This window comes from Dryocola sp. LX212 (assembly GCA_041504365.1).
Lineage (GTDB): Bacteria > Pseudomonadota > Gammaproteobacteria > Enterobacterales > Enterobacteriaceae > Dryocola.
The window spans coordinates 2945631-2958247 of the sequence record CP167917.1 but is presented as its reverse complement, the minus strand read 5'-3'; the positions used below and the strand labels follow the sequence as shown (position 1 = coordinate 2958247).

General features: G+C 37.7%; 13 protein-coding genes. All 13 read left to right on the top strand.

Features of this window, described 5'->3' with window-relative positions; translation table 11 throughout:
* Nucleotides 1–10 precede the first annotated feature (10 nt).
* The 13 genes from rfbA (at nucleotide 11) to gndA (ending at nucleotide 12440) form a co-directional block, all read left to right on the top strand.
* Nucleotides 11–889, top strand: a complete 879-nt coding sequence (gene rfbA / locus ACA108_14410; protein ID XEX94569.1) for a glucose-1-phosphate thymidylyltransferase RfbA — start codon at nucleotides 11–13, stop codon at nucleotides 887–889.
* A gap of 3 nt (nucleotides 890–892) precedes the next feature.
* Complete coding sequence (rfbC, locus tag ACA108_14405) at nucleotides 893–1441, top strand: dTDP-4-dehydrorhamnose 3,5-epimerase (protein XEX94568.1); 549 nt, start codon at nucleotides 893–895, stop codon at nucleotides 1439–1441.
* Between the two features lie 2 nt (nucleotides 1442–1443).
* Nucleotides 1444–1845, top strand: a complete 402-nt coding sequence (locus tag ACA108_14400; GenBank protein ID XEX94567.1) for an FdtA/QdtA family cupin domain-containing protein — start codon at nucleotides 1444–1446, stop codon at nucleotides 1843–1845.
* Nucleotides 1838–2386, top strand: coding sequence for a GNAT family N-acetyltransferase (locus ACA108_14395; protein ID XEX94566.1), 549 nt, complete (start codon nucleotides 1838–1840; stop codon nucleotides 2384–2386). The genes ACA108_14400 and ACA108_14395 overlap by 8 nt, the downstream gene beginning before the upstream one ends.
* Nucleotides 2379–3482, top strand: a complete 1104-nt coding sequence (locus ACA108_14390) for a DegT/DnrJ/EryC1/StrS family aminotransferase (protein ID XEX94565.1) — start codon at nucleotides 2379–2381, stop codon at nucleotides 3480–3482. The genes ACA108_14395 and ACA108_14390 overlap by 8 nt, the downstream gene beginning before the upstream one ends.
* Nucleotides 3479–4741 (top strand): O-antigen translocase, encoded by a 1263-nt coding sequence (locus ACA108_14385; GenBank protein XEX94564.1) that lies wholly within the window; start codon nucleotides 3479–3481, stop codon nucleotides 4739–4741. The genes ACA108_14390 and ACA108_14385 overlap by 4 nt, the downstream gene beginning before the upstream one ends.
* Nucleotides 4734–5648 carry a glycosyltransferase gene (locus ACA108_14380; protein ID XEX94563.1) on the top strand — a complete coding sequence of 305 codons (915 nt, stop codon included), beginning with the start codon at nucleotides 4734–4736 and terminating at the stop codon, nucleotides 5646–5648. The genes ACA108_14385 and ACA108_14380 overlap by 8 nt, the downstream gene beginning before the upstream one ends.
* Nucleotides 5649–6398: 750 nt before the next feature.
* On the top strand, nucleotides 6399–7007 hold the full coding sequence (locus ACA108_14375) for a hypothetical protein (GenBank protein XEX94562.1): 609 nt from the start codon (nucleotides 6399–6401) through the stop codon (nucleotides 7005–7007).
* Nucleotides 6997–7929, top strand: coding sequence for a glycosyltransferase (locus ACA108_14370; GenBank protein XEX94561.1), 933 nt, complete (start codon nucleotides 6997–6999; stop codon nucleotides 7927–7929). The genes ACA108_14375 and ACA108_14370 overlap by 11 nt, the downstream gene beginning before the upstream one ends.
* Before the next feature lie 59 nt (nucleotides 7930–7988).
* On the top strand, nucleotides 7989–8738 hold the full coding sequence (locus ACA108_14365) for a hypothetical protein (protein XEX94560.1): 750 nt from the start codon (nucleotides 7989–7991) through the stop codon (nucleotides 8736–8738).
* Nucleotides 8739–8889: 151 nt separating this feature from the next.
* On the top strand, nucleotides 8890–9651 hold the full coding sequence (locus ACA108_14360; GenBank protein ID XEX94559.1) for a glycosyltransferase family 2 protein: 762 nt from the start codon (nucleotides 8890–8892) through the stop codon (nucleotides 9649–9651).
* 19 nt (nucleotides 9652–9670) lie between these two features.
* Nucleotides 9671–10837 (top strand): nucleotide sugar dehydrogenase, encoded by a 1167-nt coding sequence (locus ACA108_14355; protein ID XEX94558.1) that lies wholly within the window; start codon nucleotides 9671–9673, stop codon nucleotides 10835–10837.
* 190 nt (nucleotides 10838–11027) lie between these two features.
* Nucleotides 11028–12440, top strand: a complete 1413-nt coding sequence (gene gndA, locus ACA108_14350) for an NADP-dependent phosphogluconate dehydrogenase (protein XEX94557.1) — start codon at nucleotides 11028–11030, stop codon at nucleotides 12438–12440.
* Nucleotides 12441–12617: the final 177 nt, after the last annotated feature.

The window sequence follows — 12617 nt, the reverse complement described above, 5'->3', positions numbered from 1 at the left end:
AGAAATTATTATGACTAAGCGTAAAGGGATTATTCTCGCTGGTGGTTCAGGTACTCGTCTGTACCCGGTAACAATGGCTGTCAGCAAACAACTGTTGCCTATTTATGATAAACCTATGATCTACTATCCGATCAGCACCTTAATGCTGGCGGGTATTCGTGACATTTTGATCATCAGTACCCCTCAGGACACCCCGCGCTTTGAACAACTGCTGGGCGATGGAAGCCAGTGGGGTCTGAACCTGCAGTATAAAGTACAAGAAAGTCCAGATGGACTGGCGCAGGCATTCATCATCGGTGAAGAGTTTATCGGTAACGATGATTGTGCGTTAGTTTTAGGAGATAACATCTTCTATGGCCACGACCTACAGAAACAGTTAGAAAACGCTGTTGCTAAAGATAATGGCGCAACCGTCTTTGCTTATCATGTCCATGACCCAGAACGTTATGGTGTTGTCGAATTCAACAAAGAAGGAAAAGCTATTTCTCTGGAAGAGAAACCGCTTGAGCCGAAAAGTAATTATGCCGTTACTGGTTTATATTTCTATGACAACAGCGTTGTAGAAATGGCCAAGACCCTTAAACCTTCACCGCGCGGCGAATTAGAAATAACAGATATCAACCGTCTCTACATGGAACAGGGCCGCATGTCCGTTGCAATGATGGGCCGTGGGTACGCATGGTTAGATACCGGTACCCATCAAAGCCTCATTGAAGCGAGTAACTTCATCCAGACCATCGAGCTGCGTCAGGGTTTGAAAGTCGCATGTCCGGAAGAGATCGCTTTCCGTAAGGGTTTTATCGATGCGGAGCAGGTGAAGAAACTGGCAGCGCCACTGGCGAAGAATGATTATGGTAAGTACTTGTTGAAGATGGTTAAAGGTAGCTAGCCGATGATAGTTATTAAAACAGAGATTCCAGATGTTCTAATTTTTGAACCCAAAGTTTTTGGCGATGAGCGAGGGTTCTTTTTCGAGAGTTTTAATCAAAAAGCATTTGAAGAAGTAGTTGGTCGCAGCGTTAATTTTGTTCAGGATAATCATTCTTTATCATCGAAAGGCGTTTTACGTGGTTTACATTATCAACTTGCACCTTTCGCTCAAACGAAGTTGGTCAGATGTTTGAGTGGAACTATCTTTGACGTTGCTGTTGATATTCGTAAAGGTTCGGCTACTTTCGGAAAGTGGGTTGGTGTTGAACTAAGTGCAAGTAATAAAAAGCAAATTTGGATACCAGAAGGATTTGCACATGGATTTATTGCACTGGAAGATGCTACCGAAATTCACTATAAAACCAATAATTTTTACTCAAAGGAAACTGAGCGAAGCATCCTCTGGAATGATGCCCAACTTAACATTGAGTGGCCAATTCAACCTGATATCATCTCCGATAAAGATATGCAGGCTTTAACTTTCGAATCAGCTGATATGTTTAGCGAGTAACTATGGAAATAAAACTTATACCACTACAAGCACATGGTGACGAACGCGGATCGCTAATTGCGCTTGAAGAGGAACATAACATTCCTTTTGAAATTAAACGTGTCTATTACATGTTTAATACCAAAGAAGGTGTTAGAAGAGGGTTTCATGCACACAAAAAACTAAAACAAGTTGCAATTGCGGTTCGAGGGTCGTGTCGTTTTGTTCTTGATGATGGAGTTGAGCGGGTTGAGCTACTATTGGATAATCCTGCACAGGGTCTATTGATTGATTCTTGTATTTGGCGAGAAATGTACGATTTCTCGGAAGATTGCGTGTTGATGGTATTGGCAGATTGTCTTTATGACGAAGCTGACTATGTTAGAGATTACGAAAAATTCCTTGAAGAGGCTTCAGATGTTTAAAAACAACAGAAGCAAAACAATTGAGTTTAGACTTGTTGAAGAAGATGATGCTGAATTCATTTATGAATTACGAGTCAATAAAGATTATAATAAGCACTTATCGAAAACAGAAGGAGGCGTCAGTACTCAGAAAAAATGGATCAAGCAATATAAAGAAAAAGAATCTGAAGGTGGTGAGTATTATTTCATAATTCAGCGAGCTGATAATAAAAAAAGAATAGGTACGGTAAGATTGTATGATTTTATAATAGAGAAAAAATCATTTTGCTGGGGAAGTTGGATATTAAATAATGACAAAACACCTTCTTCAGCTATTGAAAGTGCTTTGTTAGTTTATAATATTGCTTTCAACGATTTGAACTTTGAACGCTCTCATTTTGACGTGAGAAAAGATAATGCAAAAGTTGTTCGTTTTCATACTAAGTTAGGCGCGAAAATAATTAGTGAAAATGAATTGGATTACTTCTTTAATTTCGAAAAAGAATCATACTTCAATGCGCTGAAAGGCTTCTCAAAATACATGGTGAACAATAATGATTGATTTTTTGAATTTAAAAAAAATTAACTCCCGATATAGCAATGAATTAAAAAATGCTTGTGCGCGTGTTATTGATTCTGGTTGGTATATTGCGGGAAATGAACTAAGTTTATTTGAAGAAGAATTCGCATCCTACTGCGGGGTAAAACATTGTGTAGGTGTAGCAAACGGGTTGGATGCACTGGTTTTGACGCTGCGAGCATGGAAAGAGCTTGGAAAAGTAAAAGATGGGGACGAAGTTATCGTGCCTGCCAACACTTATATAGCCACAGTTCTTGCGATAACTGAAAATAAACTGACTCCTGTATTTGTTGAACCTGATCCACTAACATTTAATATAACGACTTTTGGAATTGAACGCGCTCTGAGCGCAAAAACGCGCGTAATAATACCAGTGCATCTTTATGGGCAGATTTGTCCAATGAAAGATATTATGCGTATTGCTAATGAAAAGGGGCTTCTGGTGTTAGAAGATTCGGCTCAGTCTCACGGTGCTAGCATTGATGGCAGACGAGCGGGATCATGGGGCGATGCTGCTGGTTTTAGCTTCTATCCTGGTAAAAATCTTGGAGCCCTTGGCGATGCCGGCGCGGTAACAACAAATAGCGACGAATTAGCCAGTGCACTGCGTGCTTTGGGAAACTATGGGTCCAAAGAAAAATATAAAAACATATATAAAGGTGTGAATAGTAGACTTGATGAGATTCAAGCTGCTATGTTGAGAGTGAAATTAAAATATTTAGATGAAGATATTACTCTCCGTCGCTATATCGCTTCATCCTTCACTAAGGGTATTGAAAATCCACTTATAACCAAACCTGATTTGAGGGATTCTGAAAACCACGTTTGGCATCTCTATGTTATCAAAACAGCGTGTCGAGATAGCTTTGTAGAATATATGCGTAAATGTCAAATTAGCACACTAATTCATTATCCAATCCCACCACATAAACAAATTGCCTATAAAGAATATAATAATTTAACCTTGGAGTTGACTGAAAAATTACATACCCAAGTGTTGTCACTTCCGGTTGATCCTACTATGGACGAGCATGATATTAAGCGAGTGATAAAAGCAGTCAATGAGTTCACTGCATGAAAAAATTGCTCAGTGTAACTTTCTTTTCGGCATTGTTAACACTTTGCCGAATGTTTTCAGGATTTATAGTTGCCAAAGTAGTTGCTGTTTATATTGGCCCTTCAGGGATGTCTATGCTGGGCCAAATACAAAATGTCATGACCATGCTGAATGGGTTAGTTACATCCCCTGCAGGTAATGGTGTTGTGCGATATACTGCACAATATAACAAGGATGGCTATATTGCTTGTTCTCCATGGTGGAAAGCAAGCCTCAAGCTAATCTTGTTATTACTCGCAATAGTTACTCCCCTCTTTGCTGTGTTTTCAAGGCCTCTATCAGCATGGCTATTTTTAAACCCTGATTACTTCTGGATTATATTACTTTGTTTGATAGCATTACCTTTTTCTGCATTCGGTAATCTTTTAATATCAATAATCAATGGTCAGCAATTATTTAAACGATTTATAATCCAAAGTTTTATCTCGGTGTTAATATCGTGTGCTGTGATGATCACCTTTGTCGTTAAATTGAATGTTGAAGGTGCTTTAATTGCTGTCGCGTTACAAAATGGATTGATAGGTACGGCTATAATAATAGGCAGTTATAAACAATCTTGGTTTAGATGGTGTCATTTTTGGGGGGGGGCTGAAAAAGAGCAGTACAAAGCATTAAGTGGCTATATTCTTATGGCAATAACAACCGCATTATGTACTCCTATTGCACTTATAATTATTAGAAAGATCATGGTACAACATTTAGGTTGGGATGCAGCTGGACAGTGGCAGGCCGTATGGAAGATATCGGAAACCTATCTTTCAGTCCTTACTATTGCACTAAGTACATATTATCTTCCAAAACTATCAGCAATAGATGATAGTCTACTGCGCAAAGAAGTTAATAAAACAGCGTTGTTATTTATTCCTATCGCTACTGTATTAGCAATGATAGTGTATTTTTCAAAAGATATTATAATCACTTTGCTTTTTACAAAAGATTTTTCTGAGGCGAGAGGATTATTTGGTATTCAACTTGTAGGCGATGTCGTAAAAATTGCAAGCTGGCTTTATGCATTTCCTATGCTTTCTCGAGGTATGACAAAATGGTTCATTACAACAGAGTTAATATTCTCGTTAACATTTGTTCTTTTATCCACATTGTTTATTAATATTTATGGATTACAAGGCGCCAATATAGCCTATCTATTAAACTATGTTATTTATTTCTGTGTTATGTTTTTCTTCCTCAAGCCAATTAAAGCAATAAATAATAATGCATAAATTAAACGAAACAAAAGCGATTGTGACATGTTGCATACCTTCTTATAACCATCAAGAATATGTTAAAGATGCCATGCTAAGTGTTATTAGTCAGACATATGCTTATATTGAGCTAATAATTATTGATGATGGTTCTACTGATAACAGCGTTAATGAAATTAAGCAATTAGAACAAGCTTGCCGTGAGCGCTTTGTAAACACCATCTTTATATATCGAGAAAATAAAGGGCTGACTGAAACATTAAATGAGATGTTGAGTCTTTCTACAGGACAATACATTACCTTGCTTGCTTCGGACGATCAGTTTTTACCTCATAAAATAGATAGTCTTGTCACTATACTCGACTCTTTAGATCATGATTCTTATGCTGCCGTATTTGGAGATGCGTTAATCTTCTCTGAATTGAACCCTCAGAGTAATGAAAAATTTATTGAGAAATATAATGCAGATATATCAACTGAAGAAGACGTAACCTATCGCTCTATTCTTCATAAAAATTATCTACCTGCAATGTCGGCTTTGTATACTCGGAAATCGCTTGAAGATATCGGTTGGTTTTCTAAAGAGCTCCGTCTCGAAGACTGGGATCTTTATCTAAAGTTATTGCAGCATTATCATATTAAACTGACCAATGATGTTGTGGCAAAATATCGGCTGCATGAAGCGAATTCTATATTCGTCGAGAATACTCGACTATTAAAAGACACGCTAACAATTCTGGACAAGCAAAAGGACTTTGCGTTCCAAAGTGGATGTAAAGGAATATGGTATTACAAGCTTTATGACACATGTTATACGCTGATTCGTCGAAATGAGTTGAGAGTTAATGACATAAAATATTTTTCTCTATTATATTTCATAAAATACTTATTCTCCAAGATAAAAAAGAAAGTATCTGTTATATAAAATACCCCTATTGTAAAATGGGATTTTTCTTCCTTCAAGAATAAAAACATTATGGCTAAATACGATTTTTTTCTTCTATTTACACAAAATTTAGGAGTAGGGTTATTTTTTCTTTTTCTAAGTTTGATCTCAGTTTGGTTGTTGATGAGGAAACATGTATATTCTATTTATGAGCCAATGTTTTTCTTTTTGATATTAGCTGCGTCAAGTTATTCTGTGGTGTACTTTTTATATTATGAAGGAAAAATATCTGATTACTATTTTGTAATGTTCTTATTTACTCAGTTTGCTTTCTTTGTGGGTGGAAATTGAACCGTCCAATTAGGAAAAGGATAATTCTAAAGCCTTTCAATTATAGTGGTAGCGCTGGTGTTTTATATACATTATCATCCGTGTTATTTGTTATCTCTCAATTAATTGTTTATAAATATAAAGGAATTCCCCTATTTAGTGAGTCGAGGCTTGAAACTTTTGCAGGTGGGGGGGATTTGGTATTTTTAATAGAATAATTACCATAACTTCTATTGTTTCCTTAAGTATAGTGCTGTTTAGAGTCACATACCTTCAAAGAAACATTGCACAAAAAATTTACGACGGTGTATTTATTTTATTTTATTTAGGCACACAAGTGTTGAGTGGTTCTAAAGCAGGATTGCTGACAATAGTTTTTATCTATGGACTTGTGTTATTTTATTCACAACAATTTGAATTACCAAAAAATAAAGAGAAAGCAATAAAAAAATATATTCTTTGGTTAATCGTTTTGGCTATTCCCGTGGCGTTAGTAACAATATATATAAAAGCCTTGCCGTATATGGCGTTGTGGATATTGAGTTCTTATTTGTGGGCTTAATGATGAGATTTGTCAATTCCGGTGATGTTTTCTTCATGGCTTGGCCGAATGATTTCTTAGCTACCGTTATGGCAAGCGATCACGCTTTTATGGCATTATTTAAAGATTTTCTGGGTGCAACGCGAATTGTTCCGCAAGATTTACTGCCTACTCATATTGGTCTTGTTATTTTTGATAGTATGTACAATTCTGAAGCTTTATCAGGACCGAATGCTAGGCACAATGTTTTTGGTTTATTTTATTTTGGCACTTTTGGTGCAATCATTTATTCATTTATACTGGGGCTAATGGTAGGGTTTATCCGAAATAAATTATATTACCTTTCCGGTAAGGGAGTTTTTGGTTTAGCCCTGTACGTTACACTGGCATATTTTGCATGTTTCATAGAACAGGACTTTTCAGGAATGGCAATGATGTATTTCCTGTCATTTGCTCTAATTTTCCCAGCGTTATGCTTAATAGCTTTAATTATTCATTATGGAAGCAAACCTATTTATGGAAAATAACAATGCACTTATATTATTAGCAACATATAATGGTGCTAGATTTATTGAAGAATCCCTCAATTCATTTCCTTCATGTGTTGATTTATTTGTTTCTGATGATTGTTCAACTGATGCAACTATTGATATCATCGGAAAATGTGAGCACCTGAACATTTCTTTGAGTAAGGGCAATCGACATGGAAGTGCTACCGCGAATTTCATACATTTAATAAATAATTGTGATGATAACTATGGTTACTACTTCCTTGCTGACCAAGATGACTGCTGGACTAATGAGAAGTACAATAGGTTGATGGATGAAATTGCGGGTCTAGAAAACAAATTTGGCCAAGAAAGGCCAATTTTGATCTTTGGAGATTCGATAGTTACTAATGAAAAACTTCAAATCATTGACGGTTCATTTTTTCACTATGATGGTATCAACCCTTATTTAATCGAGAGAAATCCGCTGAATTTATATTTCCAAAATGTTGGCCAAGGGGCAACGATGATTTTTAATCGTGCCTTATTGAAAAAGGCACGAAAAATTAATAGTAATATATACATGCATGATTGGTGGCTTATGTTGGTTGCCCAAACCTTTGGTTTAATTCATTTTTCAGATCATAAAACTCTTCTGTATCGGCAGCATGATAATAATAATATCGGGGCTAATAAAAGGAATGTTCTTCAACAAGTAAGCTCGCAATTTAAAAGAACAGGTAAAATGCAAGCGCAGCTTATAAAAATATCGCAGCAAATAAATTGTTTTTATGATGTATATCATGATGAAATAGAAGATAAACAATTGATGGTTTTTTTGCAAGATTTTAAAGAAATCTTTAATGTTAAATCCACCTTCAAGAGAAAGTTGTTTTTGCTTAAAAATAAAATCTATTTAAGTTCTCTAAAACGCACTATAGCTTTATATCTGTATTTCTGAGGGAAAAAATGGGAAAGATACTAGTTTTATGTGTGGATTATAATTCCTCTGATGATACTATGAAATTTGTAGACTCAGTACTTAAAATGCATAGTGCAGTGGAGGTTGCAGTAATCTTAAACTCAGGAAAAGAGCAGTTTACAGAGTCCTTTTTTTCCAGAGAACGGTTACATATTTATGATTATGGTGAGAATCTCGGTTACATGCAAGCCGCCGCTGAGGGCTTAAAGGAATACTTAAGCAATAATCTGCTGCCGTCATGGATAATTCTTTCAAACACAGACATAAGTTTTCCCGATGATGGTTTTTTTGAAAAACTCTCCAAGGATAAAAGACACGATTTCATCCTTGCCCCTGACATCGTTTCTTCAGATGGGATTCATCAAAATCCCTTTTTGATCAACAGACCTAGTAAAAATAAGTTACTCATGTTAAGCCGCATCAACAGCCATCCATTACTTGCCTCCCTTTATAGTTTATTGGCTAAAATTAAGGGCAGAATAAAATCATCTACGAAAAGAGTAAAACCAGAGTCATCTTTTATTTATGCACCTCATGGATCATTTATTATTATTGGTGACCAGTATTTTAAACGTGGGGAATCCCTGGACCATCCCGCATTTCTTTATGGTGAAGAATTATTTATTGCTGAGCGAGCTCGGCGTAGTCATATTTCTGTATATTATGATGAAGGTTATAAAATTCATCATGCTGAGCATGTAACCACTGCGAAAATGTCTACAAAATTTAAAGCTGATGCATTAAGAAACTCATTGGATATAGTTATACAGAAATATTACAATAGATGACTATTATGGGTTTAAGGTATGGTTATTGATTAGACGTTTTGGTATTAATCTTTCCAATGTGAATTGCCACAAAAGTAGTATTCACCTGTTTTTTCAATGTTTATATAATGCTATTTGGCATTACATAATATAAATACTGGACTAAGTAGATATGTCACCGACAGTTTCTGTAATTATGCCAACCTTCAATTCAGAATTGACTGTTGCAGACAGTATAAAATCAGTAATTCAACAAACTTATCATGATTGGGAGCTATTGATTACAGATGATTGTTCAATTGATGGAACGCAGAAAATATTGGAAGAATTTTCTGCGCATGATCTCCGCATCAAAATATTTCGGAATGAAGTGAATTCTGGTGCAGGGGTTTCTCGTAATAATAGTATTATGCAAGCGCGTGGACGCTTTATTGCTTTTCTTGACAGTGATGATATGTGGGAGAAAGAAAAATTAGAGGAACAGATTTCCTTTATGCTCAAAAATAGTTACTATCTCACCTATACACAGTATAAAAAAATAGATGAGTTCGGGCAGGTATCTGGTTTTATCCATCCCCCTCACTGTGTGAATTACTCAGAATTGTTAAAAGCTAATGTGATTGGTTGTCTTACTGCAATGTATGATACTAAAAAATTAGGCAAGATTTATATGCCAACCATTCGTAAACGTCAGGACATGGCACTTTGGTTAAAAATACTAGAACAAATTGATTTTGCATGGTGTGTTCCTAAGGAACTTGCTATATATAGAGAAGGCCATAATAGTTTATCTTCTAATAAATTCAAAATACTAATATCTCAATGGCAGTTTTATAAAAACCACCTGAATTTCAGCACCTACAAAGCGGCATGGTACTTTACCTTTTATGTAATACGATCTATTAAAAAACATGGCATACGGAAAACTCTCTAAAACAAGAGTGAATTAAAAAATGAAAATCACTATCGTTGGCACAGGCTATGTTGGTATCTCTAACGGTGTGCTTATTGCACAATCTCATGAAGTTGTAGCATTAGATATTGTCCAATCTAAAGTCGACCTTCTGAATGAAAAAAAATCTCCCATTGTTGATTCAGATATTCAGGATTATCTTTATAGCAAAAAGCTGAGATTTAAAGCAACGACTGATAAAATTGAAGCGTATAATGATGCAAATTTTGTTATTATCGCTACGCCCACAGATTATGATCCCAGCACCAATTATTTTAATACTGCTAGTGTCGAATCTGTCATTGCGGATGTTTTAGAAATTAACCCTTCTGCTGTAATGGTTGTAAAGTCAACTGTTCCGGTAGGCTTTACAAATTCAATTAAAGAAAAACACGGAATTGATAACATCTTTTTCTCGCCTGAGTTTTTACGAGAAGGAAAGGCGTTGCATGATAATTTATATCCTTCCCGCATTATCATTGGCGAGCGTTCCGAGCGCGCAAAGCTGTTTGCTGAATTACTTATTGAGGGAGCAATCAGAAAGGATGTTCCTGTATTATTTACCGACTCCACCGAAGCGGAAGCTATAAAGCTTTTTGCAAACACCTATCTGGCAATGCGTGTAGCCTATTTTAATGAGTTGGATAGTTATGCAGAGCATTTAGGCTTAAATTCGCAGCAAATTATTGAGGGAGTATGCTTGGATCCCCGAATTGGCAATCATTATAATAATCCCTCATTTGGTTATGGTGGCTACTGTCTGCCAAAAGATACCAAACAGTTACTTGCAAATTATGAAGCAGTTCCAAATAATCTTATCAGTGCAATTGTGGATGCCAACCGTACGCGGAAGGATTTTATTGCGGATTCAATAATTAAACGTAATCCAAAGGTGGTCGGTGTCTACCGACTTATAATGAAAAGCGGCTCTGACAATTTCCGCGCGTCTTCAATTCAAGGTATTATGAAGCGTATAAAAGCAAAAGGAATAGAGGTGGTCATCTATGAGCCAGCCATGGAAAATGAAGAGTTCTTTAAATCACGTGTAGTACGTGATTTAGATGCGTTTAAAAAACAGTCAGATATAATAATTACTAATCGTATGACTCATGACCTGAATGATGCATTAGAGAAGGTTTACACCCGTGATTTGTTTGGAAATGATTAGATTTATTTATTGCTAGCCACGTGTTCTGTTTATTATTTGATCATGCAGCTCAGTATAATCTCTTTGTTTTTCTACAATTCAGGTCACATAGTATCTAATGCTATCACGCTCTATCAAACCTGAGTTAACATCTGATCCACACTTCAAGCCGCGCTCAAGCTGCGGTGACCACACCTGACAGGAGTATGTAATGTCCAAGCAACAAATCGGCGTTGTTGGTATGGCAGTGATGGGGCGTAACCTTGCGCTCAATATCGAAAGCCGTGGCTATACCGTTTCCGTATTCAACCGCTCTGGCGACAAGACTGAAGAAGTTATCGGCGAGAACCCGGGCAAGAAGCTGGTTCCTTACTACACAGTGCAAGAGTTTGTGGAATCCCTGGAAACGCCTCGTCGTATTCTGTTGATGGTGAAGGCGGGTGAGGCCACGGACAAAACCATCGAGTCCCTTAAGCCTTATCTGGATAAAGGTGACATTCTTATTGATGGTGGCAACACCTTCTTCCTGGATACCATTCGTCGCAACCGTGAACTGTCTGCTGAAGGTTTCAACTTCATCGGCACCGGTGTTTCCGGTGGTGAAGAGGGCGCACTGAAAGGCCCATCTATTATGCCTGGCGGCCAGAAAGAAGCATATGAGCTGGTAGCGCCTATCCTTAAGCAAATCGCGGCAGTTGCGGAAGATGGTGAACCTTGCGTAGCTTATATTGGTGCGGATGGTGCTGGTCACTATGTGAAGATGGTTCATAACGGCATCGAATACGGTGATATGCAGCTCATCGCGGAAGCCTATTCGCTGCTGAAGCACGGTCTGAATCTGTCTAATGAAGAGCTGGCAACTACCTTCACCGAGTGGAATAAAGGTGAACTGAGCAGCTATCTCATCGACATCACGAAAGACATCTTCACTAAGAAAGATGAAGCCGGTAATGACCTTGTTGATGTCATTCTTGATGAAGCAGCGAATAAAGGCACTGGTAAGTGGACCAGCCAGAGCTCATTGGATCTTGGTGAACCGCTGTCACTGATCACTGAATCCGTATTCGCGCGTTACATCTCTTCCCTTAAAGAGCAACGCGTTGCCGCGTCTAAAGTCCTGAGCGGACCACAGGCTAAGCCTTTCTCAGGCGATAAAGCTGAGTTCGGCGAGAAAGTTCGTCGCGCGCTGTACCTGGGTAAGATCGTCTCATACGCGCAGGGCTTCTCACAGCTGCGCGCAGCGTCTGAGGAAAATAACTGGGATCTTAATTACGGCGAAATCGCTAAAATTTTCCGTGCTGGCTGTATCATCCGTGCTCAGTTCCTGCAGAAAATTACCGATGCGTATGCCGAGAACCCAGCAATTGCTAACCTGCTGCTGGCACCATACTTCAAGAAAATTGCTGATGAATACCAGCAGGCGCTGCGCGACGTTGTTTCTTACGCGGTACAAAATGGTATCCCTACGCCTACTTTCTCCGCTGCAATTTCTTACTACGATAGCTATCGCTCTGCGGTTCTGCCTGCCAACCTGATCCAGGCGCAGCGTGACTACTTTGGTGCTCATACATACAAGCGTATTGATAAAGAAGGGATTTTCCATACCGAGTGGGTGGAAAAATAATTTCTTTCAATAGGTTATAGTTTCTGAAAAAGACCAGTGAAATCCACATCATTGGTCTTTTTTTTGCAAGCCCTTCCTTCAATGTTTAGTCGTCTTTTACCTTGGGTTAACGAAATTCTTACCCACTTCTTCCCTTGGAATTCCCTGCGTTTTTCCTGCCTTTTCAGTTAATTCTGA

Coding starts and splice junctions, on each gene's coding strand:
- rfbA (XEX94569.1), top strand. CDS start 11: ATGACTAAGCGTAAAGGGATTATTCTCGCTGGTGGTTCAGGTACTCGT.
- rfbC (XEX94568.1), top strand. CDS start 893: ATGATAGTTATTAAAACAGAGATTCCAGATGTTCTAATTTTTGAACCC.
- ACA108_14400 (XEX94567.1), top strand. CDS start 1,444: ATGGAAATAAAACTTATACCACTACAAGCACATGGTGACGAACGCGGA.
- ACA108_14395 (XEX94566.1), top strand. CDS start 1,838: ATGTTTAAAAACAACAGAAGCAAAACAATTGAGTTTAGACTTGTTGAA.
- ACA108_14390 (XEX94565.1), top strand. CDS start 2,379: ATGATTGATTTTTTGAATTTAAAAAAAATTAACTCCCGATATAGCAAT.
- ACA108_14385 (XEX94564.1), top strand. CDS start 3,479: ATGAAAAAATTGCTCAGTGTAACTTTCTTTTCGGCATTGTTAACACTT.
- ACA108_14380 (XEX94563.1), top strand. CDS start 4,734: ATGCATAAATTAAACGAAACAAAAGCGATTGTGACATGTTGCATACCT.
- ACA108_14370 (XEX94561.1), top strand. CDS start 6,997: ATGGAAAATAACAATGCACTTATATTATTAGCAACATATAATGGTGCT.
- ACA108_14365 (XEX94560.1), top strand. CDS start 7,989: ATGAAATTTGTAGACTCAGTACTTAAAATGCATAGTGCAGTGGAGGTT.
- ACA108_14360 (XEX94559.1), top strand. CDS start 8,890: ATGTCACCGACAGTTTCTGTAATTATGCCAACCTTCAATTCAGAATTG.
- ACA108_14355 (XEX94558.1), top strand. CDS start 9,671: ATGAAAATCACTATCGTTGGCACAGGCTATGTTGGTATCTCTAACGGT.
- gndA (XEX94557.1), top strand. CDS start 11,028: ATGTCCAAGCAACAAATCGGCGTTGTTGGTATGGCAGTGATGGGGCGT.